The organism is Mariluticola halotolerans, from assembly GCF_021611515.1.
In the GTDB taxonomy this organism is placed as follows: domain Bacteria; phylum Pseudomonadota; class Alphaproteobacteria; order Rhizobiales; family Devosiaceae; genus Mariluticola; species Mariluticola halotolerans.
This window is the reverse complement of the sequence record NZ_CP090960.1, coordinates 1,066,125-1,089,773: the sequence shown is the minus strand read 5'-3', so window position 1 is coordinate 1,089,773 and position 23,649 is coordinate 1,066,125. Positions and strand designations below refer to the sequence as shown.

Genomic DNA, 23,649 nt, shown 5'->3' with positions numbered 1-23,649 from the left:
CCGGGCGGGTAAATGCCTACAATGCTGGACAGGCAGGTTGGCGGCACGATAAAAGGCGGCTCTTTTAGTGTTTTCGGCGGGACTTCTGGCCCGCCGTTATGATGATCAGGGCAATCCATGAGCAGCGTCAACGAAGTCCGTTCGGCATTTCTGAATTTCTTTGCAAAAAACGGCCATGAGCGCGTCGCCTCTGCCCCCCTTGTGCCGCGCAATGATCCCACATTGATGTTCACCAATGCGGGCATGGTGCAGTTCAAGAATGTCTTCACCGGCCTTGAAAAGCCCGGCTACCAAACCGCGACCACAGCGCAGAAATGCGTGCGCGCCGGCGGCAAGCACAATGATCTCGACAATGTGGGCTTCACCGCCCGCCACCACACCTTCTTCGAGATGATGGGCAATTTCTCCTTTGGCGATTATTTCAAGGAAAACGCCATCGAGCTGGCCTGGAACCTGATCACCAAAGAGTTCGGCCTGCCCAAAGACAAGCTGCTGGTCACCGTCTATGCCGATGATGACGAGGCGTTCGACCTCTGGAAGAAAATCGCCGGTTTCAGCGATGACAGGATCATCCGCATCGCCACCTCGGACAATTTCTGGTCCATGGGCGACACCGGTCCCTGTGGCCCCTGTTCCGAAATCTTCTTCGATCACGGCGAAGACATCTGGGGCGGCCCTCCGGGATCGCCCGAGGAAGATGGCGACCGTTTCATCGAAATCTGGAACCTGGTGTTCATGCAATATGAGCAGCAGATCGATGGCGCGCGCACCGATCTGCCGCGTCCCTCGATTGATACCGGCATGGGCCTTGAGCGCATGGCCGCCGTCTTGCAGGGCGTGCACGACAATTACGATATCGATCTGTTCAAGGCGCTCACCAGCGCCGCCGCCAATGTCACCCGCACCGAAGCGGGCGGCACCGGCAAGACATCGCAGCGCGTTATCGCCGATCACCTGCGCGCCATGTCCTTCCTCATTGCCGAGGGCGTTTTGCCCTCCAATGAAGGCCGTGGCTACGTGCTGCGCCGCATCATGCGCCGCGCCATGCGCCACGCCACGCTGCTGGGCGCGGAAAAGCCGGTCATTCATGAGCTGGTGCCGGTGCTTGTCCGCGAAATGGGCCAGGCCTATCCCGAACTGGTCAATGGCGAAGCCATGATCACCGAAACCGTCCGGCTGGAGGAAGAACGCTTCCTCAAAACCCTCAGCCGCGGCCTGCAAATCCTCGAAGACGAGACCGCAAGCCTTGGCAAGGGCGATATGCTCGATGGCACAACCGCCTTCAAGCTCTACGACACCTACGGCTTCCCCCTCGATCTGACCCAGGATGCCTTGCGCACCCGCGATATCAGCGTCGATCTGGCCGGCTTCGAATCCGCCATGGCCCAGCAAAAGGCCGAGGCGCGCAAAAACTGGTCCGGCTCGGGCGAGGCGGCAACAGATCAGGTCTGGTTCGGCGTCAGCGATCAAACCGGCCCCACCGAATTTCTCGGCTATGAAACCGAAACTGCCGAAGGCGAAATCACCGCTCTGGTCAAGGGCGGCGACGTGGTCGATGCGCTCAATGCGGGCGACGAAGGCTTTGTCGTGCTCAACCAGACCCCGTTTTATGCCGAAAGTGGTGGTCAGGTCGGCGATATGGGCGTCATGCGCGCCGATAACATCGTGGTGGAAGTGCTCGATGTCACCAAGCAGGCCGGGGGTGTTTTCGCCCACCGCGTCAAGGTCACCAAGGGCAGCCTCAAGCGCGGCCTTGCCCTGTCGCTGGCCGTCGATCACACCCGCCGCAGCGCCATCCGCGCCAATCACTCCGCCACCCATTTGCTGCATGAAGCCCTGCGCGAAGTGCTCGGCACCCATGTGGCGCAAAAAGGCTCCATGGTTTCGCCGGATCGGCTGCGTTTCGATTTCTCGCACACCAAGCCGGTCAGTGCCGACGAGATTGCCGAAATCGAACGGCTCGCCAATGCCATCGTGCTGCAGAATGCGCCCGTGGAAACCCGCCTGATGGGCGTGGATGAAGCGCGCGAGGCCGGGGCCATGGCGCTGTTCGGCGAAAAATATGGCGACGAGGTCCGCGTCGTTTCCATGGGCACAGCCCTTGAGGGCGAAAAAGCCGGCAAGACCTATTCCATGGAATTGTGCGGCGGCACCCATGTCAAACGCACCGGCGATATTGGTCTCGTCACTGTCGTGCAGGAAAGCTCGGTCGCCTCGGGCGTCCGCCGTCTCGAAGCCTTCACCGCCGATGGCGCGCGCGCCTATTTCGCCGATCAGGACCGGCAGTTGAAAGCCGTCGCCTCGGCGCTCAAAGTGTCCCCGCGCGATGCACTGTCCCGCGTCGAAGCCCTGGTTGAAGAGCGCCGCCAGCTGGAACGGCAATTGGCCGAAACCCGCCAGAAGCTTGCCATGGGTGGCGGTGCCGAGGGCGCGGCAGAAGTGGAAGAAATCAACGGCGTCAAATTCATTGGCCGTGTTGTTGATGGCCTGCAGCCAAAAGACCTGCGCGGTCTGGTCGACCAGTCGAAAAAGCAGGTCGGCTCCGGCGTTGTCGCCATTATCGGCGTTACCGAGGATGGCAAGGCGGGCATTTCCGTCGGCGTCACCGAGGATCTGGTCGGCAGCCTCAGCGCGGTCGATCTGGTGCGCGCCGGTTCAGCAGCGCTCGGCGGGCAGGGCGGCGGTGGCCGCCCCGACATGGCCCAGGCCGGCGGCCCCGACGGCTCCAAGGGCGAAGAAGCCCTGACAGCCATCCGCACCTTGCTCTCCGGCGCCTAAAGGCGTCGGGGCCAGAGCGGTTTTAAAAAGCCGACGCCTAACCCCAAAACCCTCGTCCTTCGACAAGCTCAGGATGAGGGTTTGGGAACGTCCGACACCCACAGCGTCATTCCCGTGAAAACGGGAATCCAGCCGCGCCCAACATCGCAGCCGCTAGCCTTGCTTCTCACCCGCAGCGGCATTGCGCCGTTTGCGGATGGCCACCACATGGGCGCCAAACCATGTACGCGCCCGTTCCGGGGTGAAATTCACAAAGCCCGCCAGCACCACAATGCCAAGGCCGACCAGGCCGAGCGCATCAGGCACTTCCTGATAGAAAAAAGCCCCCAGAATAATCGCCCAGACAATCTGGCTGTACTGGGTTTGCGCCACCATATTGGCCGGTGCCGCCTTGGCAGCTGAAATAATCAGGATATGCCCCAGTCCCGCCAGTGTGCCGGTGGCCGCCAGCGCGCCCAGCTGCCTGAGCGTGGGCAGGCCCATGTCGGGGGAAATTACGATCACACAACCCGCAAACACCAGCGCATAGGCAACCGAAAAGCCCACAATCGTAATGCGCTTCTCGGTTCGCGATATCATGCGCAGAATGACAGCGGCGACCGAGGCAAAAAAGGCGCAGCCAAAAGCGGCCAGATGGCCCGGTTCCAGCTCACGAAAGCCCGGGCGCACAACCAGCATGACGCCGCCAAACCCCAGGATCAGCGATAACCAGCGCCTTGTGGTCATCTCTTCCTTGAGAAACAACACCGCCAGAACAGTGATGAAGGTTGGCGTCAAAAACACGATCGCATAGGTCTCCGCCAGCGGAATATGCGTGAACGCATAGATGACGCAAAGCGAGGCGATCAGGCTAAGCGCGCCACGGATATGCAGGATGCGCGGACGCGTTGTCGCAAAAACCTCGCGCAGCCGTTCCGTTTTCGGCTTGGTCAGCGCCACCGGAATGAAGGAAAAGGCCGTGACCCAGAAAATGATCTCGAACGCTGATAATGACGTGCCGAAACCTTTGATAATGGCATCGCCAAACGCGTAAGAAGCATAAGCCGCCAACGCATACAAAATCCCGATAGGCATAGAAAATATTCCGGAAAAGAAGCCAAACCCAACTCACATAGACAGAAAGTCTGCCATAGAGTTGATAAGAAACAATGAGTGCCGCGAACCTCATCCTGAGCCCGTCGAAGGATGGGCTGCACACTCGGTGCTCAACCCTCGTGGTTCGACAGGCTCACTATGGGGGTTTGGGGCCACAGTGTCATTCCCGCGCAGGCGGGAATCCAGCAGCGGGCAGTCCTGCCCGCGAGAAGGCTCCTTCGCACCGCCGACGCAGTGCACTGGATCCCCGCCTGCGCGGGGATGACGATGAGCGGGAGATGAGTGGACTTGTTTCATCTCGCCCCAAGGGGAAGACGCAGCCACCGCACGAAAATCCCGTTGCCAATCTCTCCGCCGTCATTGCGAGCGCCAAAGGCGCGCGGCAATCCAGAGCGGCCAAACACCATACTCGTTACTCTAAATCGCCACGGCGCTGCGCGCCTCGCGATGACGAAGAGCGTTTTCAGCAAAAGCGGGACGGACCTGGCTGTCAGCGCGCGGTGCCGATTGCTTCAATCCGGTTGGTCCAGACATAGCCGTCAAATCCCTCGGGTATGCCGGCCAGCGCCTCAACAGAATCAATACCCGTCGATCCCAATTGCCCGAGATTGGCCGGGCCCAGCAGAATAACAGTGCTGCCCGCATCCCGCATGCGCGCCAGAAAACGGTTCGGCCAACCCCATAGAAAACCCGCGAAATTGATCGGCACCGGCACCAGCGTATTGCGGCAGGCCTCGGGCACAAAGCCGGTCCAGCCCAGCCCTTCATATTGCAGCAGACAGTTCACCACGTCCTTTTTGCCATAACCACGCAGGCCCGGCACAAGCGCCTTGGCGCGGTGTGTCGGTTCATCACCGCCATAAACACCCCAGATGCGTGCCTGCCAGTCCGGGTTTGCATCAAGCATTTCGGCAAGCATATCGCCTTCGCGTGCCTCCCGGCTTTTGAAGTTCACCAGAAACGCGCCATCGGGAAACGCTTCCATCACCTCGGCAAAACTGGGTATCATGCCAATGCCTGTGCCCCGCAGCGGATAGCTGGCCCCATTGTCCGCCGTATAGCCATAGCCGACATCAAGGGTCTTCAGATAGGCCATGTCATGGCTGCGTGTTTCGCCACGGCCCTCCGTCCGGCAATCAAGCGTCCAGTCATGCATCACGGCAAACTGCCCATCGGTTGTGGGGTGCACATCCAGTTCCACCACCGCAGCCCCGGCAGCAAACGCGGCCTCAATGGCGGGAATGGTGTTTTCTATATAGCCATGAGTAGGCTCATAAATGCGCTCAGCCGTGCAGGTGTCGTTCTCAAGGCCGGCTGAATCATAGGTCTGGTGCACGCCACGATGCGCCAGCAACAATGTCCGGGCCTCGTCGGGCACCGGGGCCAGCCACGTCGCATTCCATAGATAGATTGCCGCAACAATGACGGCTGCCACGCCCAACAGCTTCTTCCACATACGCGCGTCCTCGTTCGCCCAGTGCAACAAATGCTGAGCGACTATGTCCAAATTCTGGCGCGGCAGAAGCAGGAGGCGATAACGTCAAAAAAAACGGCGCTCCCTTTCGGAAGCGCCGCTTGGTCATATTCGCTATGGGCTAAGGCTTATGCCATTGCCTTTTGCAGGTTGGCGTCGATCGCATCGAGGAAGCCGATGGTGGAGAGCCATTCCTGATCCGGGCCAACCAGCAGCGCCAGATCCTTGGTCATGCCGCCGGACTGGATGGTGTCGATGACAACCTGTTCCAGCGTGGTGGAGAACTTGGCCAGTTCCGCATTGTCGTCCAGCTTGGCACGGTGGGCGAGGCCACGGGTCCAGGCAAAGATCGAGGCGGTGGAATTGGTCGAGGTTTCCTTGCCTTCCTGATGCTGGCGATAGTGACGGGTCACGGTGCCGTGGGCGGCTTCCGCTTCAACCGTATTGCCATCGGGCGTCATCAGCACGGAGGTCATCAGGCCAAGCGAACCAAAGCCCTGTGCCACGATGTCGGACTGAACGTCGCCATCATAGTTCTTGCAGGCCCAGACATAGCCGCCGGACCATTTGAGGGCGGCTGCCACCATGTCGTCAATCAGGCGGTGCTCATACCAGATCTTGGCTTCTTTATAGGCATCGGCAAATTCCGCCTCGAACACTTCCTGGAACAGGTCCTTGAAGCGGCCGTCATAGGCCTTGAGGATGGTGTTCTTGGTCGAGAGGTAGCACGGCACCTTGCGCATCAGCGCATAGTTGAGCGAGGCACGGGCAAAATCGCGGATTGAATCGTCGAGATTGTACATGGCCATGGCCACGCCGGAGGAGGGGGCATCAAACACTTCATGTTCGATTTCCTGCCCGTCATCACCCACAAACTTGATGCTCAGCTTGCCCTTGCCGGGGAAGCGGAAATCGGTGGCGCGATACTGGTCGCCATAGGCGTGACGGCCAACGATGATCGGCTGGGTCCAGCCCGGCACAAGCCGCGGCACGTTCTTGCAGATGATCGGCTCGCGGAAAATAACGCCGCCGAGAATATTGCGGATCGTGCCATTGGGTGAGCGGTACATGCGCTTCAGGCCGAATTCCTCAACCCGGGCTTCATCCGGGGTAATGGTGGCGCATTTAACGCCAACGCCATGCTTCTTGATCGCATTGGCGGCATCGACGGTGATCTGGTCATCGGTCGCATCGCGTGATTCGATGCCGAGATCGTAATATTCAAGATCAACGTCGATATAGGGGTTGATCAGCTTGTCTTTGATAGCCTGCCAGATGATCCGGGTCATCTCGTCGCCGTCGAGTTCGACGACCGGATTTGCGACTTTAATTCTGCTCATGAAAAGCTCCGCGATGCGCAGTTAAATTAAGGCCCGGCACACCCGGACCGAGGGCTGGCGCCCCTATAGCACCCTTGGCCAAAACCGCCAAGCTTCTGGTGTAACCTGGTCGCTTGACACCGTGTAGCTACACTATACTATTGCCGCATGTGCAAAGCTTTTGCCGATTGTCTGGTTCTCAACACCGTCATGGCCTCCCGCGCGCTTGCGCGGCGTTATGACAAGGTGCTCAAGCCTTATGGCGTCTCGGTCATCCAGTTCACCGTGCTCATGACGGTGCGCAATTCGCAAAATGTGTCGGTCAACGGCATGGCCGCCCACATCGCCATGGACCGCACCACGCTGTTGCGCAATCTCGATGTGCTGGCCCGCCGCGATCTGGTCAGCGCCAGCCGGCCCGAAAAAGGCAATATCCGCCATTACGATCTTACCGCCTCGGGCGATGCGCTGCTCGATGAGTTGATCCCGCGCTGGCACCAGTCCCAGGCCGAAATCCGCGCGCTGCTGGATGGGCATGACCCCGACCAGATTTTGCAAGCCTTACGCGCCCTGACAAAGGGCTGAATCAAGACATGAGCAAGCCTTACAAAAAGGCTGAAACTGCACTGAGATTAACGGCAACAAAAACTCACTTTTGTGAGGAGAGGAAAGAGAATGACCACACAAAATAATGATCCGGTTGTCGTCACCGGCATGGGCGCCGTCAGCCCGCTCGGCGTGGGCATGGACACAATCTGGCAGCGCCTGCTGGCCGGCAAGAGCGGCATTGTGCGCAATGACCGTTTCGACACCAGTGATTTCGCCTGCACCATTGCCGGGCTTGTGCCGCGAAAAGATACTGATTCCAATGGCTTCGACCCGCTAGACTTCATCGACGCCAAGGACATCAAGAAGATGGACCTGTTCATTCAATATGGGCTCGCCGCAACCGAGGAAGCCCTGAAACAGGCCAACTGGATGCCCGAAAGCGAAGAAGACCGCGCCGCGACCGCCACCATCATCGCCACAGGTGTCGGCGGGTCCCCCATCATGGCGCAAACCGCTGTCACCATTGCAGAAAAAGGCCCGCGCCGCCTGTCGCCCTTCACCGTTCCGGCCTTTTTGGCCAACCTCGCGGCGGGCTGGGTTTCAATCCGCTATGGCTTTACCGGCCCCATCGGCGCGCCGGTCACCGCCTGCGCCGCCTCGGCCCAGGCCATTGGCGACGGCCTGCGGCTGATCCATACCGGGGAGGCGGAAGTCGTGGTTTGCGGCGGGGCGGAAGGGTCTGTCGATCCCCTGTCCGTCGGCGGTTTCTCCGCCTCCCGCGCGCTGTGCACCAGTTTTAACGACACGCCCGAACAGGCCTCGCGCCCCTTCGATGCGGACCGGGCCGGGTTTGTCCTGTCCGAAGGCGCGGCCATTCTGGTAATTGAAAAACTCAGCCACGCCAAAGCCCGCGGCGCCACGCCACTGGCCATCCTCTCCGGCTATGGCACCTCCGCCGATGCCTATCACCTGACCGCCGGTCATCCCGAAGGGCTGGGCGCCCAGAAGGCCATGCGCAACGCATTGAAAATGGCCGAACTGGAACCGGCAGCCATCGATTATGTCAACGCCCATTCCACCTCCACATCGGTCGGCGATTCGGCCGAAATCGCAGCGATTGCAGGCACATTTGCCGGGCGTGGCAAGGATTTGATGGTCTCGGCCACCAAGTCAGCGACCGGCCATCTGCTGGGTGCCGCCGGTGCGCTTGAAGCCGCATTCTCGGTCAAGGCGCTGATGGACGGCATGGTCCCCGCGACCCTTAATCTGGAAAACCCGGATGCGGCGGCCGACCAGTTCGATCTGGTGCCGAAAGTGGCGAAAAAGAAACCGCTCCGCCACGTCCTCTCAAACGCCTTCGGCTTCGGCGGCGTCAACGCCTCGCTGATCTTCTCGAAGGCTGAGTAGAGCCGCACATCGTCATCCCCGCGCAGGCGGGGATCCAGTGCGCCGCGTTGGCGGTGCGAAGAAACCTTCTTGCGGGCAGGACTGCCCGCCGCTGGATTCCCGTTTTCACGGGAATGACATTGTGGGGCGGCAAGCACCGTTTCCCTCACCCTGAGCTTGTCGAAGGGCGAGGGGGTGTGGACCGGAAACTATTTCGGCGGCAGGCTGCCGACAAAGCGTGTGGCAATGGCAATCCATTGCAGCAACACCGCATCGCTCTCGAGAGCGTCGTTGTCGACAAACAGCATGCCGCCCATTTTCCTGCCGGTAAAATCCATATCCCGCGCGCCGGGCAAAAGCCGCGCTTCTGCCTCCAGCTCTTTGCCAACCCGCACCATCAGCTGGCCCTTGCTGGTATAGCCGCACAACATATTGCCATTGAGCATGAAGGCGACACCGCCGAACATTTTCTTCTCCGAAATGTTCGGGTCATCGTTCAAAAACCCGCGCAAACGCTCGGTGCCGTCTTCCATGTCGCTCATGATCACATCATTTCATGCAATTCGATGGTGGGGTCGATCACATCCCAGATCGGGCGTTCCGCATTATAGAGAATGACCTGCGGCTTGAACCATTCAGAGGTGTCAAACGCTCCGGCAGCAATGCCGATAACCGTCGGATTGCGCGAATTCTCGCTGAACAGCCGCGAACCGCAAGCGGCACAAAACTGCGTCGTGCGCTGATTGCCCATATCCGTTTCGTTTTGATATGAGCGCGTTTCGCCGGTGATCTCGACCTGATCTTTTTTGAAAAATGCCTGCACATTATGCCCCGTCCCCGTGAGGCGGCGGCAGGTGTTGCAATGGCACTGCGCCATGCGCACAGGCTCGCCTTCGACAGAAAAATGTACAGCGCCGCAATGGCATTGTCCGGTAAGTGTCATGTCAGTTCTCTTTATAGGTGTTGAAGGCCGGGATATCGGGCAGGACATCCCAGTCATGATGGGAGCGGTGAAAAATCACCGTTTTGGGCGAAAACCAGTCGCCCTCGTCAAACAACCCGGCCGGCATGAGACGCAAATCGGGATATTGCCCCGGTTGCCCCATTATCGGCGTACCGCAATGCGGGCAGAAATGCCGGGCAACGCTATGGCCAGAATTGGCCGTAACGGAAAAGCTGCGGGTCTCGCCTGAGATTTGCAAATCCGCCGCGCGCACCAGTGCCAGCGCCGAATGCCCGGTGCCGGTGGCTTTCTGGCAATCCTTGCAGGTGCACAGCATCATGGTCAGCGGTACCCCGGCAAACCGCACCGCCACCGCGCCACAGGCACAATGGGTGGAAAGGTCCAGCGGGTTTTTGCGCATTTCGTTCATCCGGCAACGCTGCCACGGCGCAACTGGCGGGGCAAGCAGAACCCGTAGCCATCACCAAGCCTTGATTGTAAAGCCGGGGCGCTTTAGTGCTGTGCGCCTTGGAAACCGGTGAACGCCCTTGTCAGACCTGACCTATCCCATTGCCACCGCACGTTTGCAATTGCGGCCCCTTGGGCCCGGCGATGTGGATGCGCTGCACGCCTATCACAGCCTTGAATCCGTAACGCGATACCAGTTCTGGTCACCGCGCAGCAAAAAAGAGCTGGCGGAAAAGATCGCAGAATGGGCCGCGAATGAAAATATCGTGCTGGGCGTGGTGCTGGCCGAAACCGGACGCCTGATCGGCGACGTCGTGCTCTCCTTCAAGGATCGCGCAGCGCGCCAGGGCGAAATCGGCTATTCCTTCAATCCGGATGCGACCGGCAAGGGCTATGCCAGCGAAGCGGTGGCAGCGCTGGTTGATATCGGGTTCTCCCATGCTGGCCTGCACCGCATTTACGGGCGCTGCGACGCCCGCAACACACCATCCTGGCGGCTGCTTGAGCGGCTGGGTTTCCGCCGTGAGGCCCATTTCCGCGAACACGCACTGTTCAAGGGCGAATGGGACGAGGAATTCTATTATGCCATGCTCGAAGATGAGTGGCGGCAGCGTAAAGGGCAGGGGGCGCAATAATGGCCGGAACCGATTCTTCCCGCGAACTGGTCTATGCACCATCGCCAGCCATTATTCTTTGTGAGCCGCAACTGGGCGAGAATATCGGTGCGGCGGCGCGCGCCATGGCCAATTTCGGCCTGTGGGACATGCGTCTGGTCGCCCCGCGCGACGGCTGGCCTAATCCCTCGGCCATGTCCACCGCCGCGCGCGCCAACCATGTCATCGAACGGGTAAAGGTGTTTGACCGGCTGGAAGATGCGATTGCCGACCTGTCACTGGTTTATGCCACCACCGCCCGCTCGCGCGATCTCGCCAAACCGGTGCTCGGGCCCGATGAGGCGTCAAACAGGCTCGCGACCCATATTGAAGGCGGGGCCAAGGCCGGGCTGCTGTTCGGCCGCGAGCGGTGGGGGCTGAACAATGATGAGGTGGCCTTGTCCGACGCCATCGTCACCCTGCCGGTTGAGGCCGCTTTTGCCTCGCTCAACATCGCCCAGGCCGTTCTGGTGCTGGCCTATGAATGGCGGCGGGCCAGTGGCCGCGGTGCACTGCAGTTTCCAGCCCAGATGGACCCGCCCGCCAGCAAGGAAGAACTGGTTGGCATGTTCGAGCATCTTGAAGAAGCGCTCGACCGCTCCGGCTTTTTCAAGACGGCGGCCAAGCGTCCAACCGTCGTGGCCAATCTGCGCACCATGCTGAGCCGGGGAGATTTCACCAGCCAGGAAGTGCGCACCCTGCGCGGCGTTTTCGCCTCGCTGGACCGCCGCCATGAACGGCCCAACCCAACCCGCCAGAAGCCTGAGAAAAAGTAGCCGCTGCTGCTAAGCCGTGTGATTTTGGCGGATAACTGACCGCCGCCCGGTTCGGCTGCGTTTTAGCTTTGACGCACGCCGTGCAGCATGACAGATGTGATTTTGTCATGAACACGCTCTCCGAAACGCCCGAGCCAAGCGCAAAGGCCTTCAGCTATATCCGGTTCCGGCTTTTCTGGCTCGCCATCATGGCGGCCAGCTTTGCCGTGCAGATCATGTCCGTTTCGGTCAGCTGGCAGATTTACGACCTGACACGCAATCCGCTGTTTTTGGGTTATGTGGGGCTGGCCCAGTTTCTGCCCGCGCTCTTTCTCGTGCTGGTCACCGGGCTGGCCGCAGACAGGTTCCCCCGCCGCATCATCATGGCCGTCTGCCTGATGGTGGAGGTGGGCTGTGCCTCGGCCCTTTTCCTTTTTGCCACCGCGCACGGCCACGACATCTGGATGATCTATGTCGTTCTGGTCGTGCTGGGCACGGCGCGGGCCTTCATGGGGCCGGCCTCTGCGTCACTGGCCCCCAATCTGGTGCCCCCGGTGGCGCTCTCCAATGCGGTGGCGGTCAACAGCTCGGCCTGGCAATTGTCCAGCATTGTGGGGCCGGTTGCCGGTGGCCTGCTTTATGGGGTTTCCGGATCATTGGCCTATGGCACGGCAGCAGCCCTTGCCCTTACGGCTGCCTGTCTGGTGATCATGATCCCCAAGCCGCCGCACCGCACCGACTATCATGCAACAGACGCGGACACGCTGCTGGCGGGCTTTCGCTATATCTGGAAAGAAAAAGTGGTGCTCGGCGCCATCTCGCTTGATCTGTTTGCCGTGCTGATGGGCGGCGCTGTGGCCCTGCTGCCGGTCTATGCCCGCGACATTCTAGATGTCGGGCCATGGGGTCTCGGACTCTTGCGCGCCGCGCCGGGCATCGGGGCGATTGCCATCGCGATCTTTCTCACCCGGTTCCCGATCCGCGATCATGCGGGCATCATCCTGTTTGGGTTTGTCGGCGCGTTCGGCTTTTTCACCGTGATCTTTGGCTTCTCCACGGTCGCCTGGATTGCCATTCCGGCGCTGATGCTCATGGGTGCCTGCGACATGGTCAGCGTCGTCTTGCGCGAGACATTGCTGCAACTCTGGACCCCCGACGAGGTGCGTGGCCGCGTGAGCGCGGTCAATTCGGTATTTGTCGGTGCCTCCAACGAACTGGGTGAATTCCGCGCAGGCGTTGCCGCCGCCTGGATCGGCACGGTCTGGGCCGTAGCACTTGGCGGTGTGGGGACAATGGTAATTGCGGGGGTGTGGAGCCAGATGTTCCCCGGATTGCGCAAGGCGCGGGGCATAGACCGGCGTATGGTATAAAAAAGCGGCCGGACAGGGTCCAGCCGCTTGAATATTCTTATGAAGAGGCGCGGGCCGGTTTCTTCTTCTTGGCCGCTGCCGTGCTTTTCTTCATCAGGTCTTTCACCCGGTCGCTGGCTTCGCGCTCGAGCCGCAGCGCCTTCAGGCGGGCCGTGTTCTCGGCGATGGCAAGGGCTTGTTCTTCCTGCTCGCTGAGGGCTTTTTGCTGACGGCGTTCGATTTCCGCAAAGCGGCTTTCAGCACGCAGGCGTGTTGCACTAATCATTCGGTCTTCCTTCCTGTACGGCAGCCGCACGGGGCGGCGGCTTTCCGCCATTAATAGGGTGCGGTCCGGCGCCAATATGCGCGAACCGGCTTTCCGCTTGCGCCAGACGCTGCGGAGCGAAACGTTTGCAAAATCAAGGGTGGCGTCGCACTCTCCGCGCGCCAAACGATCAGACTGCCAATAAAGGCAAAAAACGTATGTTTCGTATTATCTAACTTTATTGCATCTAAATCAAGGCGTAGGCCGGATTTCGGGTGCTTTGGCGTCAAGATATAGCTAAAATTGCCCGAATTATCCGCGCGATATCGCCCCATTACCTTCAAACTTGCTAAACTATGCATGGATTAAGCGGCGATGCGGCGCTTTCGGGTGCCGCGCGGCTTGACTTTTACCGGGCAGCCCCATAGAAACCGCCCACCTATCGAGCCTTTCGGCTTTTTAGGCGCACCCGGGGTTTCCTAAGTACTGGAGATCTGTCAGCTCTCGAAAACGGAGAGCAGAGGAGGGCGCGGTTTTCTTTCGGCTGTCATGAAAGGACACGCGATGTCGAAGCGCCATACGCAAAAGCATAAAATTGATCGCCGTTTGGGCGAAAATATCTGGGGTCGTCCCAAGAGCCCGCTCAACGCACGTGCCTATGGCCCCGGCCAGCACGGTCAGCGCCGCAAGGGCAAGCTGTCGGATTTCGGTCTGCAGCTCCGCGCCAAGCAGAAGCTGAAGGGCTATTACGGCTCCATCACCGAGAAGAGCTTCCGCCGTCTTTACGGTGAAGCCACCCGTCAGAAGGGTGATACCGGTGAAATTCTCATTGGTCTGCTCGAGAGCCGTCTCGATGCCATCGTTTACCGCGCCAAGTTTGTGGCGACGGTTTTCGCGGCCCGCCAGTTTGTCAGCCACGGCCACGTGACCGTCAACGGCAAGCGCGTCAACATTCCGTCCTACACCGTCAAGGTGGGTGACGTTGTTGAGGTCAAGGAAAAGTCCAAGCAGCTTGCTGTTGTTCTCGAAGCCACCCAGCTGGCCGAGCGCGATACTCCTGACTATATCGATGTTGATCACACCAAGCTGACCGCCAAATATGTGCGTGTCCCGGTTCTTGCCGATGTGCCTTATCCGGTACAGATGGAACCGAACCTCGTGATCGAATTCTATTCGCGCTAGTCACATCGACGTGTGCAGAATTTATCAAGGCCGCCTTCGGGCGGCCTTTTTATTTGGCTGATTGGCTTTACAGCACGTGTAACCCGTTGTGTTTTGTGACGGATTGGTGAAGATGTTTTAAGACGGTAATGTTTGGAGACAACTATGCTCAGAGCTTTTTTCGCAAACCGTAGATGGGCCTTTTGGGCCTATGGCGTTGGGGCGATGATCTTTGTTTCAATCTACCTTCAGGTGCAGCTGACGGTGATTATCACCGGCTGGTACCGCGAATTCTACGATCTCATCCAGACAGCAACGACCCAGGCGACCAATCTCGCCGCCGGACAGACGATACCGCCCGATCAGCTGCGCACAGTTGAGGAATTCTGGTGGTTCATCTTTGTGCCTGCAACCCAGGACTACACCTTTCTGGGGTTCCTGACCTTGCCGATGCCGCGGACTTTTCTCTGGATCGCGGTGCCCTATGTGTTCATCATCACCGTCACCAATTTTGTGACCCGCCACTACGGGTTCCGCTGGCGGCAGGCCATCACCGAGGATTACATTCCGCGCTGGCGCCATGTGGAAGAAGAAATCGAGGGCGCGTCCCAGCGTATTCAGGAAGACGCAAATCGGTTTGCGCGTATCATTGAAACGCTCGGTTTGCAGGCTTTCCGTGCACTCATGACGCTGATTGCATTTCTGCCTTTGCTGTGGAGCCTCAGCTCAAGCGTTGATTTGCCAGTCATTCGCGACATTCCCGGTTCTCTGGTCTGGGCTGCGCTGGCAATCTCGGTTGGTGGCATGATCGTTTCATGGTTCGTTGGCTATTTTCTGCCCGGCCTTGAATACAACAATCAGAAAGTGGAAGCCGCCTTCCGCAAGGAACTCGTCTATGGCGAGGATGACAAGGTCAACTACGCCCATACAGAAACACTGTTTGGCCTGTTCACCGGCATCCGGCGCAACTACTTCCGGCTATATCTGCACTATGGTTATTTCGATTTGTGGATCAATCTCTACAATCAGCTGACCCTTTTGACCCCATTGTTGATGATGGGGCCGGGCATGTTCACCGGTCTGGTCACCTTCGGTCTGTTCCAGCAGGTCTCGTCCGCCTTTGACCGCGTGGATGGCTCATTCCGCATCGTCTTGGATAACTGGACCGTGTTGACCGAACTGCGCTCGATCTGGAAGCGTCTGCACGAATTCGAACTGAACCTCGACAAGTTCGACAGCGGCAAGGATGTTGGCGATTTCGAGGTGGGGCCGGATCCTGTCCCTGGCCAGTAAGGGGAACCGAAATATCATGGGGTGGCTTGGCCACCCCTTTTCGGTCCATCAAGAATTGCGGGCCGGGGCTTTCCCTTCTATGCGCACCGCGCTATCACCCGCACAACCCTAAGGTTGGAGCACGTCGACATGCTGGATCAAATCGAGCGCGAATCTGCTGAAAACGAAGACAGCTGCCATGTGTTGTTTCGCACAGCACCGGCCGGTGTCGAGTTCAACAAACTGCGCAAACGCCTGATCCGCAACATGCGCGAGGCGATTGAGAAGTTCGCCATGGTCCGCCCCGGCGAGCGCTGGCTGGTGGCGATTTCGGGCGGCAAGGACAGCTATGGCCTGTTGGCGCTGCTGCTTGATCTGAAATGGCGTGGGCTTTTGCCGGTCGAGCTGCTGGCCTGCAATCTCGATCAGGGACAGCCGAATTTCCCAAAGCACATTCTGCCCGACTTTCTCGACAAGCATGGCATTGCCCACCGCATCGAATATCAGGACACCTATTCGATTGTCACAGACAAGCTGCCCGAGGGCGCGACCTATTGTTCGCTCTGCTCGCGTCTGCGGCGTGGCCATCTATATCGCATTGCGCGGGAAGAGGGGTGTTCGGCGCTGGTGCTGGGCCATCACCGTGAAGACAGCCTTGAAACCTTTTTCATGAACTTCTTTCACGGCGGCAAACTGGCGGCCATGCCGCCGCGCCTGCTCAATGATGAGGGGGACGTGGAAGTGCTGCGCCCGCTGATTTATTGCGCCGAACCGGATCTGGCCAAATTCGCCGAAGCCATGCAGTTTCCCATCATCCCGTGCGATCTGTGCGGCAGTCAGGATGGGTTGCAGCGCAACGCCATGAAGGCAATGCTGGACGGGTTTGAACAGCAAATGCCGGGCCGAAAGGATGTGATGATCCGGGCCCTTGGCAATGTGCGCCCCAGCCATTTGCTTGATCCCAAACTTTTTGATTTTGCCGGCCTGAATCAACCGGCCGACTAACCCCGGTTTTTAAATCTGATTGGAGAGATCACCATGCCTGCTCTGGACATCATGGCGCTGGCCGAAATATTGCGCGCCGCAGCGAAGGCCGAAATCATGCCGCGCTTTCGCCGTTTGGGGAAGGGCGACATTCGCATCAAAACCGACGCCATTGACCTGGTGACCGAAGCCGACGAAGCCGCAGAGCGGATGATCAAGGCTGATCTGGAAAAGCTGGCCCCTGAGGCGCAGTTCATCGGCGAGGAATCCGTTGCTGCCGACCCCGGCCTGCTGGATACGATCAAGGATGCTGATATTGCCATTATCGTCGATCCGATTGACGGGACATTCAATTACGCCGCCGGCACGCCGCTTTTCGGCGTCATGGCCGCGCTTGTCGTCAAGGGCGAAACCGTTGCCGGTATTATCTATGACCCGATGGCCGATGACTGGGTGATTGCCGAACGCGGTGCCGGGGCCTTCACCCGCCGCCCGGATGGCGACGTGCAGCGGCTCAAGGCTGCAAGCGCTGTCCCGCTGGACCAGATGGCCGGCATGGCCTCAACCGGCTTTATGGAGCCGGTAATGCGCCGTGCGGTTCTGGGCAATCTGGCCAAGGTGCGCATGCTGGCAAGCTACCGCTGTGCGGCACATGAATACCGCATCGCATCCGCCGGCCATATTCATTATCTGATGTTCAACAAACTAATGCCCTGGGACCATCTGGCAGGGGCGCTGATCATGCAGGAAGCTGGCGCACACGTGGCCCGGCTGGATGGCTCCGCTTATCTGCCTGAGCACACCTCGGGCGGCTTGCTGGTCGCCCCGGACAGGGACAGCTGGGACATGTTGAGCCGCGAAGTTTTCACGATCTAGGATAAAAAAAGCCCGGCACCGTTTGAACGGGCCGGGCTTTTTCAGGGCTTTGGTATGTCAGCGATATTCTGCGCTGACACCAAACAATTTGCCCTTCTCTGCAATCAGAATGCAGATCAACGCCAGACAGCCCATGGCGAAATAACCCAACACCGTGGGCGTAATCGTGCCATTGAAAAACTGGCCGATCAGCGTACCCAGCAGGGCGCCGCCCACCGTCTGGATAAAGCCAAACACGGAAGCGGCAGTGCCAGCGACCGCGCCAAGCGGCTCCATCGACAGCGAGTTCATGTTCGAGGCAGCCCAGCCGAACATCAGCATGGCAATGGCCAGCATGATGAAGAATACCGGCAACGGCACCGGTCCCAAAAGGCTGAGCAACAGCAACAGGCCACTGTCGGCTGTGAAGACCAGAATGGCAAAATGCGATAATCGCCGCATGCCGAAACGGCGCACCATCCGTGAGTTCACATAGGATGAAATCGCCATCAGCCCCGCCATCAGAGCGAAAGCGAGCGGGAACCAGGTGCCAAGACCGTAGATGTCGACATAGATCTGCTGGGAGGTATTGATGAAGCCGAACAGCGCCCCGAACACAAACATGCCCGCAAGCCCATAGCTGAACGCAACGCGATTGGTGACAACAAGCCGGAACCCTTCAAGGATTACGCGGATTTCGAGTTTGCGGCGCATGGCCACCGGCAGCGTCTCGGGCAAACGGAAATAGACCCAGACGCTGAAGATCGCGGCAAGCCCGCTCATGAACAGGAAAATCAGCTGCCAAGGCCCGGTCAACAGCAGGACCTGCCCAATGCCCGGTGCAATGACGGGAATGACCATGAACACCATGAACACAAGCGCCATCACTTCAGCCATGTCACGGCCACCAAACCGGTCGCGCACGGCTGACGTTGCAATGACCCGTGTCCCGGCGGCACCAAGCCCCTGAACGAAGCGCAACGCAAGAAGAACGCCGAAATTGGGCGCAAAGATCGCAGCGAACGCCGCCGCCACATAAATTGTCAGCCCGATAATGAGCGGCGCACGCCGGCCAAACCGGTCCGAAAGCGGGCCATAGGCAAGCTGGGCCAGGCCAAAGCCAAGCATATACGCGGACAGAACGAATTGCCGTTCATTTTCGCTGGAGACGCCCAGCGCTTCGCCCATATAGGGCAGGGCGGGCAGCATGACATCGATGGCGAGCGCATTGAGCGCCATCAGCCCTGCAATGAGGGCAATGAATTCGACCCGGGAAATATCCCGCGCCCCGGCTAGTGAAGTGGACATGAATGAATCTCTCAAAGACGCACGGGTGATACCCGTCTTGAATGAACACATTGAACCGCCCCAAAATGCATTGCAACCCTTGGGGCGATGGAAGCGTTGGATGTTGTTTTGCGCTGAAACCTGCCGGCTAAACGGGAACCGCCGCAAAGCTTGCCGCGTCCCGTTCTCTTATCGGCAGATGGATCGCCGCAGAGGCAAGGCCGAGCAGAATGCCGAGATACCAAACAAGACTATAGGAACCGGTAGCGTCATAGACCCAGCCCCCCATCCATATCCCAAAAAATGACCCCACCTGATGCGACAGAAAGGCCACGCCATAGAGCATGCCCAGATAGCGCGGCCCGAAAAACTGGGTAACCAGCCCCGCGGTCAACGGCACGGTGGCGAGCCAAACCATGCCAAGGGTCGCAGCGTAAATATAGGCGGTCACCTCGGACACGGGGATGATGAGGAAGACGGCGGTGGCAACAGCCCGCGTCAGATAGATAGAAGAGAGCAGATAGCGCTTTGGCAACAGCCCGCCCAGCCAGCCGGCCATCAGCGAGCCCACCACATTGAACAGGCCGATAATGGCAATCGCCCAGCTGCCAACTGCAGGGCTGAGCCCGCATTGCACAAGATAGGCCGGCATGTGCACCGTGACGAAGGCGAGATGAAAGCCGCACACAAAAAAGCCGATCACCAGAAGCTTGTAGGAGCCATGCGCCCACGCCCGGGATAGCGCTTCGCGAAAGGGCAGGTCAGCACGCCCCTGATCGACACCGGAGGATTTGCCCATCAGCGGCACCGCCAGGGGAATGACAATCAAAACGATCGCGGCGAGATAGAGCAATGCCATCTGCCAGCCAAAACTGGAGATGAAAGCCTGGCCGAGCGGCGCGAACAGGAACTGGCCGAATGAAGAGGCGGCGGTGGCAATGCCATAGACAACGCTGCGCTTTTCAGGCGGCACGGCACGGCCAAACGCGGCCATGACAATGCCAAAGGACGCGGTGCCGATGCCGGTTCCCATCATCAGCCCGGCGGTAAGAAAAAAGGTGCCCTCGGACGGGGAGAAGGCCATGCCCGCAAGCCCTGCGAGATATATAAGCGTACCAAGAATGAGGATGCGCGTGGTGCCGTATTTGTCTGCCAGACCGCCGGCAATCGGCTGGGCAAACCCCCAGACAAGGTTCTGCACCGCCATGGCGATACCATAGCTTTCGCGTGACCAGCCCATGTCCTCGGTAATGGGCAGGGTGAACAGGCCCATTGTCGACCGGATGCCAAAGGTGGTCATGGCGATAATGCAGCCAGCGCCGATAATCAGCCACAACGGAACACGGCGGGAAAGAGAATCAACGGCGATCATGACTTGTCCTTCACAGGGAAGGCGTCATGTTATGACCGGTCAGCGCGATCACGCAATTAAATAGAACTGATCGCTGCCATCAACACTAGTGATGTTCTAGTGTTGATGCGTTTCGCGGATGTAAGCAGGGGGCAGGCTCAGGCGTCGCTTTTGACAGCAATGCCCTTTTCACTCAGGAGGCTCTGCAACTCGCCGGCCTGGAACATTTCCTTGACGATGTCCGCGCCGCCGACAAATTCGCCCTTCACATAAAGCTGCGGGATGGTCGGCCAGTTGGTGAAGGTCTTGATCCCGTCACGCAATTCGTCGCTCTCAAGCACATTGGCGGAGGAATATTCGACGCCGATATAGTTCAGGATCTGCACAACCTGACCGGAAAAGCCGCATTGCGGAAAATCCGGTGTGCCCTTCATGAACAGGAATACGTCGTTGGACTTGACCGAATTGTCGATGAAGGCGTTGATGTCGCTCATGGGAATACCTCGATTTGCCCTGGTTCAAAGGACCAGGGAACAGTTTCCAGATAGATAGGTTATCGTTTGCTGGATGTCGAGGGGAGGGGCCCGAACGCGCTAGAGTTTTGTTGTCCTGTATCGGCAAATCGCCAGTTCCGCCGGCGTGAACAGCGCGTGGAATTGTGGAGAGGAGAGGATTACTGCTTCCAGGCTAAGGTCGACGCGCTGCAGCTTGACCAGCCGCATAAACCCCTCTGAAATAGGCTGATTAATCCGCTCTTTGGCGACAGCAAGCCCCCCTTGCGTTTCCACGGCATTTCGGAACTCGACAGGGTAATACGCACCTTTGGATTCAGCCGCGATGCGGTCTGCCATCTTCAGGAGCGCGAGCGTAAGCTCCTTCTCTACATCCACATATACCCCCGGACGGCCAAACTGGTTCCTCCCTGCGTCGGTCAGGCACTGTATTTTTGTGAGGATTTGATTCCCGCCAAATCGTTCACAAGGCCAGACTTTCGCATTGCGCGCTTGCATCATTAGCATATCCGTCTCGGCAAAGTGCATGTCTTGCATGCAATACGCACGAGTTTTTCGGATAAGCCATGCAACTTATATCAAAACATCAGACTTATGAGTTAAAAAAGAATACCCGCGCAATTTGCGCGGGTACCTCACAGAATATCGGTAGGTGAAAGAGCGGTGCCCTCGGTCAGTCCGGCGCGCTGGTTTGCAGCGCCAGGGCATGCAACACACCGCCCATATTGCCTTTGAGGGCTGCATACACCATCTGGTGCTGCTGCACACGGGATTTGCCCTTGAAAGCCGCGGAAACAACAGTCGCCGCGTAATGGTCGCCATCCCCCGCCAAGTCACGGATTTCGACCGTCGCGTCGGGCAATGCAGCCTTGATCAGATGTTCGATTTCAGCGGCATCCATAGCCATTTTAAATTCTCCTGAAGGCCCGCGCCGGGAGTGCCGGCGGGGCAGGTCATTTCTTCCTATTCAGCGGCCGCTGCAAATTCACCGCGCATATAATCGGGGAACCAGCTCTCATGCGCTGACTTGAGGTTTGAAACAGATATGGCACGTGCATCGCCAAGCTTCAACTCGCTGCCGCCTGTCGAGCCGATCCACACAGCACTCACCCCGGCCGCGCTGGCCTTGTCGATCACGCCCGGCATGTCGTCGCGCTTGACGCTGAGAACATAGCGGCCCTGATCTTCGCCAAAGAAGGTGGCAGCATCGCTGCCGATATTGTTTGGCGAAATGGTCGCGCCAATGCCCGATGCCATGCTCATTTCGGCCACAGCGACACCGAGACCGCCATCAGAGCAGTCATGCACGGCGGTGGCGATGCCTGAACGGATCAGGCCGCGCACAAAATCGCCATTCTTCTTTTCGGCGACCAGATCCACCGGCGGCGGCGGTCCGTCGCGACGGTCATGGATATCGCGCAAAAACACCGACTGGCCCAGATGGCTGCCCCAGCTCTCGGGCGCACCGATCAGCAGAATGGCTTCACCTTCGGCCGCAAAACCGACGCGGGCCATCTTGCCCCAATCCTCGATCAGGCCGACACCGGCCATGGTCGGGGTGGGCAGAATGCCAACACCATTGGTTTCATTGTAAAGCGAGACATTGCCCGAAACGATGGGGAAGCCAAGCGCCGTGCAGGCCTCGCCAATGCCCTTGATGGCAAAAACCAGCTGGCCCATGATTTCAGGCTTTTCGGGATTGCCGAAATTGAGATTGTCGGTTGAGGCGAGGGGCTCGGCGCCAGTCGCCGTGATATTGCGCCAGCATTCGGCCACGGCCTGCTTGCCGCCCTCATAAGGGTCGGCCTCGCAATAGCGCGGCGTCACGTCAGAGGAAAAGGCCAAAGCTTTGGTCGGGTGGCCTTCAACACGGATCACCCCGGCATCGCCGCCCGGCAATTGCAGCGAATTGCCCTGGATCAGCGTGTCATATTGCTCCCACACCCAGCGGCGTGAGGAGAGGGCCGGCGAGCCGACCAGTTGCAGCAATGCATCGGCAATATCGACATTGGGCAGAGCTTCGCCAAGCGCCGGGTTTGGTTTCGGCTCAACCCAGGGACGATCATATTCCGGCGCTTCATCGCCCAGTTCCATGATCGGCAGATTGGCAACTTCCGTGCCCTGCCATAGCACGCGGAAGCGCCGGTCATCGGTGGTTTTGCCAACGGTGGCAAAATCGAGTTCCCACTTTTCAAAAACGGCGCGGGCCGCAGCTTCTTTTTCGGGATGCAAGACCATGAGCATGCGCTCCTGGCTTTCCGAGAGCATCATCTCATAGGCGGTCATATTGTCTTCGCGCACCGGCACCAGATCGAGATTGAGTTCAACCCCAAGCCCGCCCTTGGCACCCATTTCAACGGCTGAACAGGTGAGGCCCGCAGCCCCCATATCCTGAATGGCAATCACCGCGCCGGTCTGCATCAGTTCGAGACAAGCATCAAGCAGGCGCTTTTCGGTGAACGGATCACCAACCTGCACTGTGGGGCGCTTCTCATCAATATCATCGCCGAATTCTGCCGATGCCATGGTCGCGCCGCCCACACCGTCGCGCCCGGTCTTGGCACCGAGATAGACAACCGGCAGGCCAACGCCCTTGGCTTCGGAGTAAAAAATCTTGTCGGCATCGGCAAGGCCCGCCGCAAACGCATTGACCAGAATATTGCCGTTATAGCGCGCGTCAAATTCCACTTCGCCGCCCACGGTCGGCACGCCAAACGAATTGCCGTAACCGCCCACGCCGGCCACAACGCCGGAGACAAGATGGCGGGTCTTTTCGTGCTCGGGGGCACCAAAGCGCAGCGCGTTCATCGCCGCCACGGGGCGCGCGCCCATGGTGAACACGTCGCGCAGAATGCCGCCGACCCCGGTCGCCGCACCCTGATAGGGTTCGATGAATGAGGGGTGGTTATGGCTCTCCATCTTGAAAACCACGGCCTGCCCGTCGCCGATATCAACGACACCAGCATTTTCCCCCGGTCCCTGAATCACCCTTGGTCCAGTTGTCGGCAGGGTTTTGAGCCATTTCTTCGAGCTTTTATAGGAACAATGCTCATTCCACATGGCCGAAAAAATGCCGAGTTCAGTAAAGCTCGGCTCGCGCCCGATCAGGTCGAGTATCTTTTGATACTCGTCCGGCTTCAAACCGTGATTGGCGATCAGGTCGGGGGTGATTTGCGGTTCGTTCGGGATCATG

The 23,649-nt window shown here is 59.0% G+C and carries 23 protein-coding genes; 10 read left to right on the top strand and 13 right to left on the bottom strand.

What is annotated here, in order from left to right:
- Positions 1-117 precede the first annotated feature (117 nt).
- Entirely contained in the window at positions 118-2,778 is a 2,661-nt protein-coding gene (gene alaS, locus L1P08_RS05295) for an alanine--tRNA ligase (protein WP_303618958.1), read from the top strand.
- A gap of 153 nt (positions 2,779-2,931) precedes the next feature.
- Here the strand turns inward: alaS and L1P08_RS05290 are convergent, their stop codons facing one another.
- From L1P08_RS05290 to L1P08_RS05280, 3 genes are all read right to left on the bottom strand, one after another.
- Positions 2,932-3,852 (bottom strand): DMT family transporter, encoded by a 921-nt coding sequence (locus tag L1P08_RS05290; protein WP_303618957.1) that lies wholly within the window; start codon positions 3,850-3,852, stop codon positions 2,932-2,934.
- Positions 3,853-4,363: 511 nt separating this feature from the next.
- Positions 4,364-5,329 carry a glycerophosphodiester phosphodiesterase family protein gene (locus tag L1P08_RS05285; RefSeq protein ID WP_303618956.1) on the bottom strand — a complete coding sequence of 322 codons (966 nt, stop codon included), beginning with the start codon at positions 5,327-5,329 and terminating at the stop codon, positions 4,364-4,366.
- A 146-nt stretch (positions 5,330-5,475) separates the two neighbouring features.
- Entirely contained in the window at positions 5,476-6,687 is a 1,212-nt protein-coding gene (locus L1P08_RS05280; protein WP_303618955.1) for an NADP-dependent isocitrate dehydrogenase, read from the bottom strand.
- A 147-nt stretch (positions 6,688-6,834) separates the two neighbouring features.
- On the opposite strand from L1P08_RS05280, the gene L1P08_RS05275 reads away from it, so the two are divergent.
- Together L1P08_RS05275 and fabF are read left to right on the top strand one after the other, a co-directional pair.
- On the top strand, positions 6,835-7,251 hold the full coding sequence (locus L1P08_RS05275; protein ID WP_303618954.1) for a MarR family winged helix-turn-helix transcriptional regulator: 417 nt from the start codon (positions 6,835-6,837) through the stop codon (positions 7,249-7,251).
- Between the two features lie 90 nt (positions 7,252-7,341).
- Complete coding sequence (gene fabF, locus L1P08_RS05270; protein WP_303618953.1) at positions 7,342-8,622, top strand: beta-ketoacyl-ACP synthase II; 1,281 nt, start codon at positions 7,342-7,344, stop codon at positions 8,620-8,622.
- Between the two features lie 188 nt (positions 8,623-8,810).
- On the opposite strand, the gene L1P08_RS05265 is transcribed toward fabF, so the two are convergent.
- Genes L1P08_RS05265 through L1P08_RS05255 form a run of 3 tightly spaced genes read right to left on the bottom strand, consistent with a single transcriptional unit; the run spans position 8,811 to position 9,965 of the window.
- Positions 8,811-9,143 carry a TfoX/Sxy family protein gene (locus tag L1P08_RS05265; protein ID WP_303618952.1) on the bottom strand — a complete coding sequence of 111 codons (333 nt, stop codon included), beginning with the start codon at positions 9,141-9,143 and terminating at the stop codon, positions 8,811-8,813.
- 2 nt (positions 9,144-9,145) lie between these two features.
- Complete coding sequence (locus L1P08_RS05260) at positions 9,146-9,544, bottom strand: GFA family protein (RefSeq protein ID WP_303618951.1); 399 nt, start codon at positions 9,542-9,544, stop codon at positions 9,146-9,148.
- Between the two features lies 1 nt (position 9,545).
- Positions 9,546-9,965, bottom strand: coding sequence for a GFA family protein (locus L1P08_RS05255; protein WP_303618950.1), 420 nt, complete (start codon positions 9,963-9,965; stop codon positions 9,546-9,548).
- A gap of 127 nt (positions 9,966-10,092) precedes the next feature.
- On the opposite strand from L1P08_RS05255, the gene L1P08_RS05250 reads away from it, so the two are divergent.
- The 3 genes from L1P08_RS05250 (at position 10,093) to L1P08_RS05240 (ending at position 12,790) form a co-directional block, all read left to right on the top strand.
- On the top strand, positions 10,093-10,647 hold the full coding sequence (locus L1P08_RS05250; protein ID WP_303618949.1) for a GNAT family N-acetyltransferase: 555 nt from the start codon (positions 10,093-10,095) through the stop codon (positions 10,645-10,647).
- A complete protein-coding gene (locus L1P08_RS05245; RefSeq protein WP_303618948.1) occupies positions 10,647-11,441 on the top strand; it encodes an RNA methyltransferase in 795 nt (264 codons plus the stop codon). Before L1P08_RS05250 ends, L1P08_RS05245 begins: the two co-directional genes overlap by 1 nt.
- 107 nt (positions 11,442-11,548) lie before the next feature.
- Entirely contained in the window at positions 11,549-12,790 is a 1,242-nt protein-coding gene (locus tag L1P08_RS05240) for an MFS transporter (RefSeq protein WP_303618947.1), read from the top strand.
- A 37-nt stretch (positions 12,791-12,827) separates the two neighbouring features.
- Here L1P08_RS05240 and L1P08_RS05235 read toward each other — a convergent pair whose 3' ends face one another.
- A complete protein-coding gene (locus L1P08_RS05235; protein WP_303618946.1) occupies positions 12,828-13,055 on the bottom strand; it encodes a hypothetical protein in 228 nt (75 codons plus the stop codon).
- 543 nt (positions 13,056-13,598) lie between these two features.
- On the opposite strand from L1P08_RS05235, the gene rpsD reads away from it, so the two are divergent.
- From rpsD to L1P08_RS05215, 4 genes are all read left to right on the top strand, one after another.
- A complete protein-coding gene (gene rpsD / locus L1P08_RS05230) occupies positions 13,599-14,216 on the top strand; it encodes a 30S ribosomal protein S4 (protein ID WP_303618945.1) in 618 nt (205 codons plus the stop codon).
- Between the two features lie 144 nt (positions 14,217-14,360).
- Complete coding sequence (locus L1P08_RS05225; protein WP_303618944.1) at positions 14,361-15,488, top strand: putative transporter; 1,128 nt, start codon at positions 14,361-14,363, stop codon at positions 15,486-15,488.
- 129 nt (positions 15,489-15,617) lie between these two features.
- Positions 15,618-16,472, top strand: coding sequence for a tRNA 2-thiocytidine(32) synthetase TtcA (ttcA, locus tag L1P08_RS05220; protein ID WP_303618943.1), 855 nt, complete (start codon positions 15,618-15,620; stop codon positions 16,470-16,472).
- Between the two features lie 33 nt (positions 16,473-16,505).
- Positions 16,506-17,327 (top strand): inositol monophosphatase family protein, encoded by an 822-nt coding sequence (locus L1P08_RS05215; protein WP_303618942.1) that lies wholly within the window; start codon positions 16,506-16,508, stop codon positions 17,325-17,327.
- Positions 17,328-17,384: 57 nt separating this feature from the next.
- Here the strand turns inward: L1P08_RS05215 and L1P08_RS05210 are convergent, their stop codons facing one another.
- The 6 genes from L1P08_RS05210 to purL form a co-directional block, all read right to left on the bottom strand.
- The gene (locus tag L1P08_RS05210) at positions 17,385-18,614 is read right to left on the bottom strand and encodes a multidrug effflux MFS transporter (protein WP_303618941.1); all 1,230 of its coding nucleotides are present in this window, start codon (positions 18,612-18,614) and stop codon (positions 17,385-17,387) included.
- A gap of 127 nt (positions 18,615-18,741) precedes the next feature.
- Positions 18,742-19,965, bottom strand: coding sequence for an MFS transporter (locus L1P08_RS05205; RefSeq protein ID WP_303618940.1), 1,224 nt, complete (start codon positions 19,963-19,965; stop codon positions 18,742-18,744).
- A 137-nt stretch (positions 19,966-20,102) separates the two neighbouring features.
- Complete coding sequence (gene grxD, locus L1P08_RS05200; protein ID WP_303618939.1) at positions 20,103-20,438, bottom strand: Grx4 family monothiol glutaredoxin; 336 nt, start codon at positions 20,436-20,438, stop codon at positions 20,103-20,105.
- Positions 20,439-20,537: 99 nt separating this feature from the next.
- Positions 20,538-20,993 (bottom strand): hypothetical protein, encoded by a 456-nt coding sequence (locus L1P08_RS05195; RefSeq protein WP_303618938.1) that lies wholly within the window; start codon positions 20,991-20,993, stop codon positions 20,538-20,540.
- Between the two features lie 136 nt (positions 20,994-21,129).
- The gene (locus L1P08_RS05190) at positions 21,130-21,363 is read right to left on the bottom strand and encodes a BolA family protein (protein WP_303618937.1); all 234 of its coding nucleotides are present in this window, start codon (positions 21,361-21,363) and stop codon (positions 21,130-21,132) included.
- Positions 21,364-21,419: 56 nt separating this feature from the next.
- Positions 21,420-23,648 (bottom strand): phosphoribosylformylglycinamidine synthase subunit PurL, encoded by a 2,229-nt coding sequence (gene purL, locus L1P08_RS05185; RefSeq protein ID WP_303618936.1) that lies wholly within the window; start codon positions 23,646-23,648, stop codon positions 21,420-21,422.
- Position 23,649 lies beyond the last annotated feature (1 nt).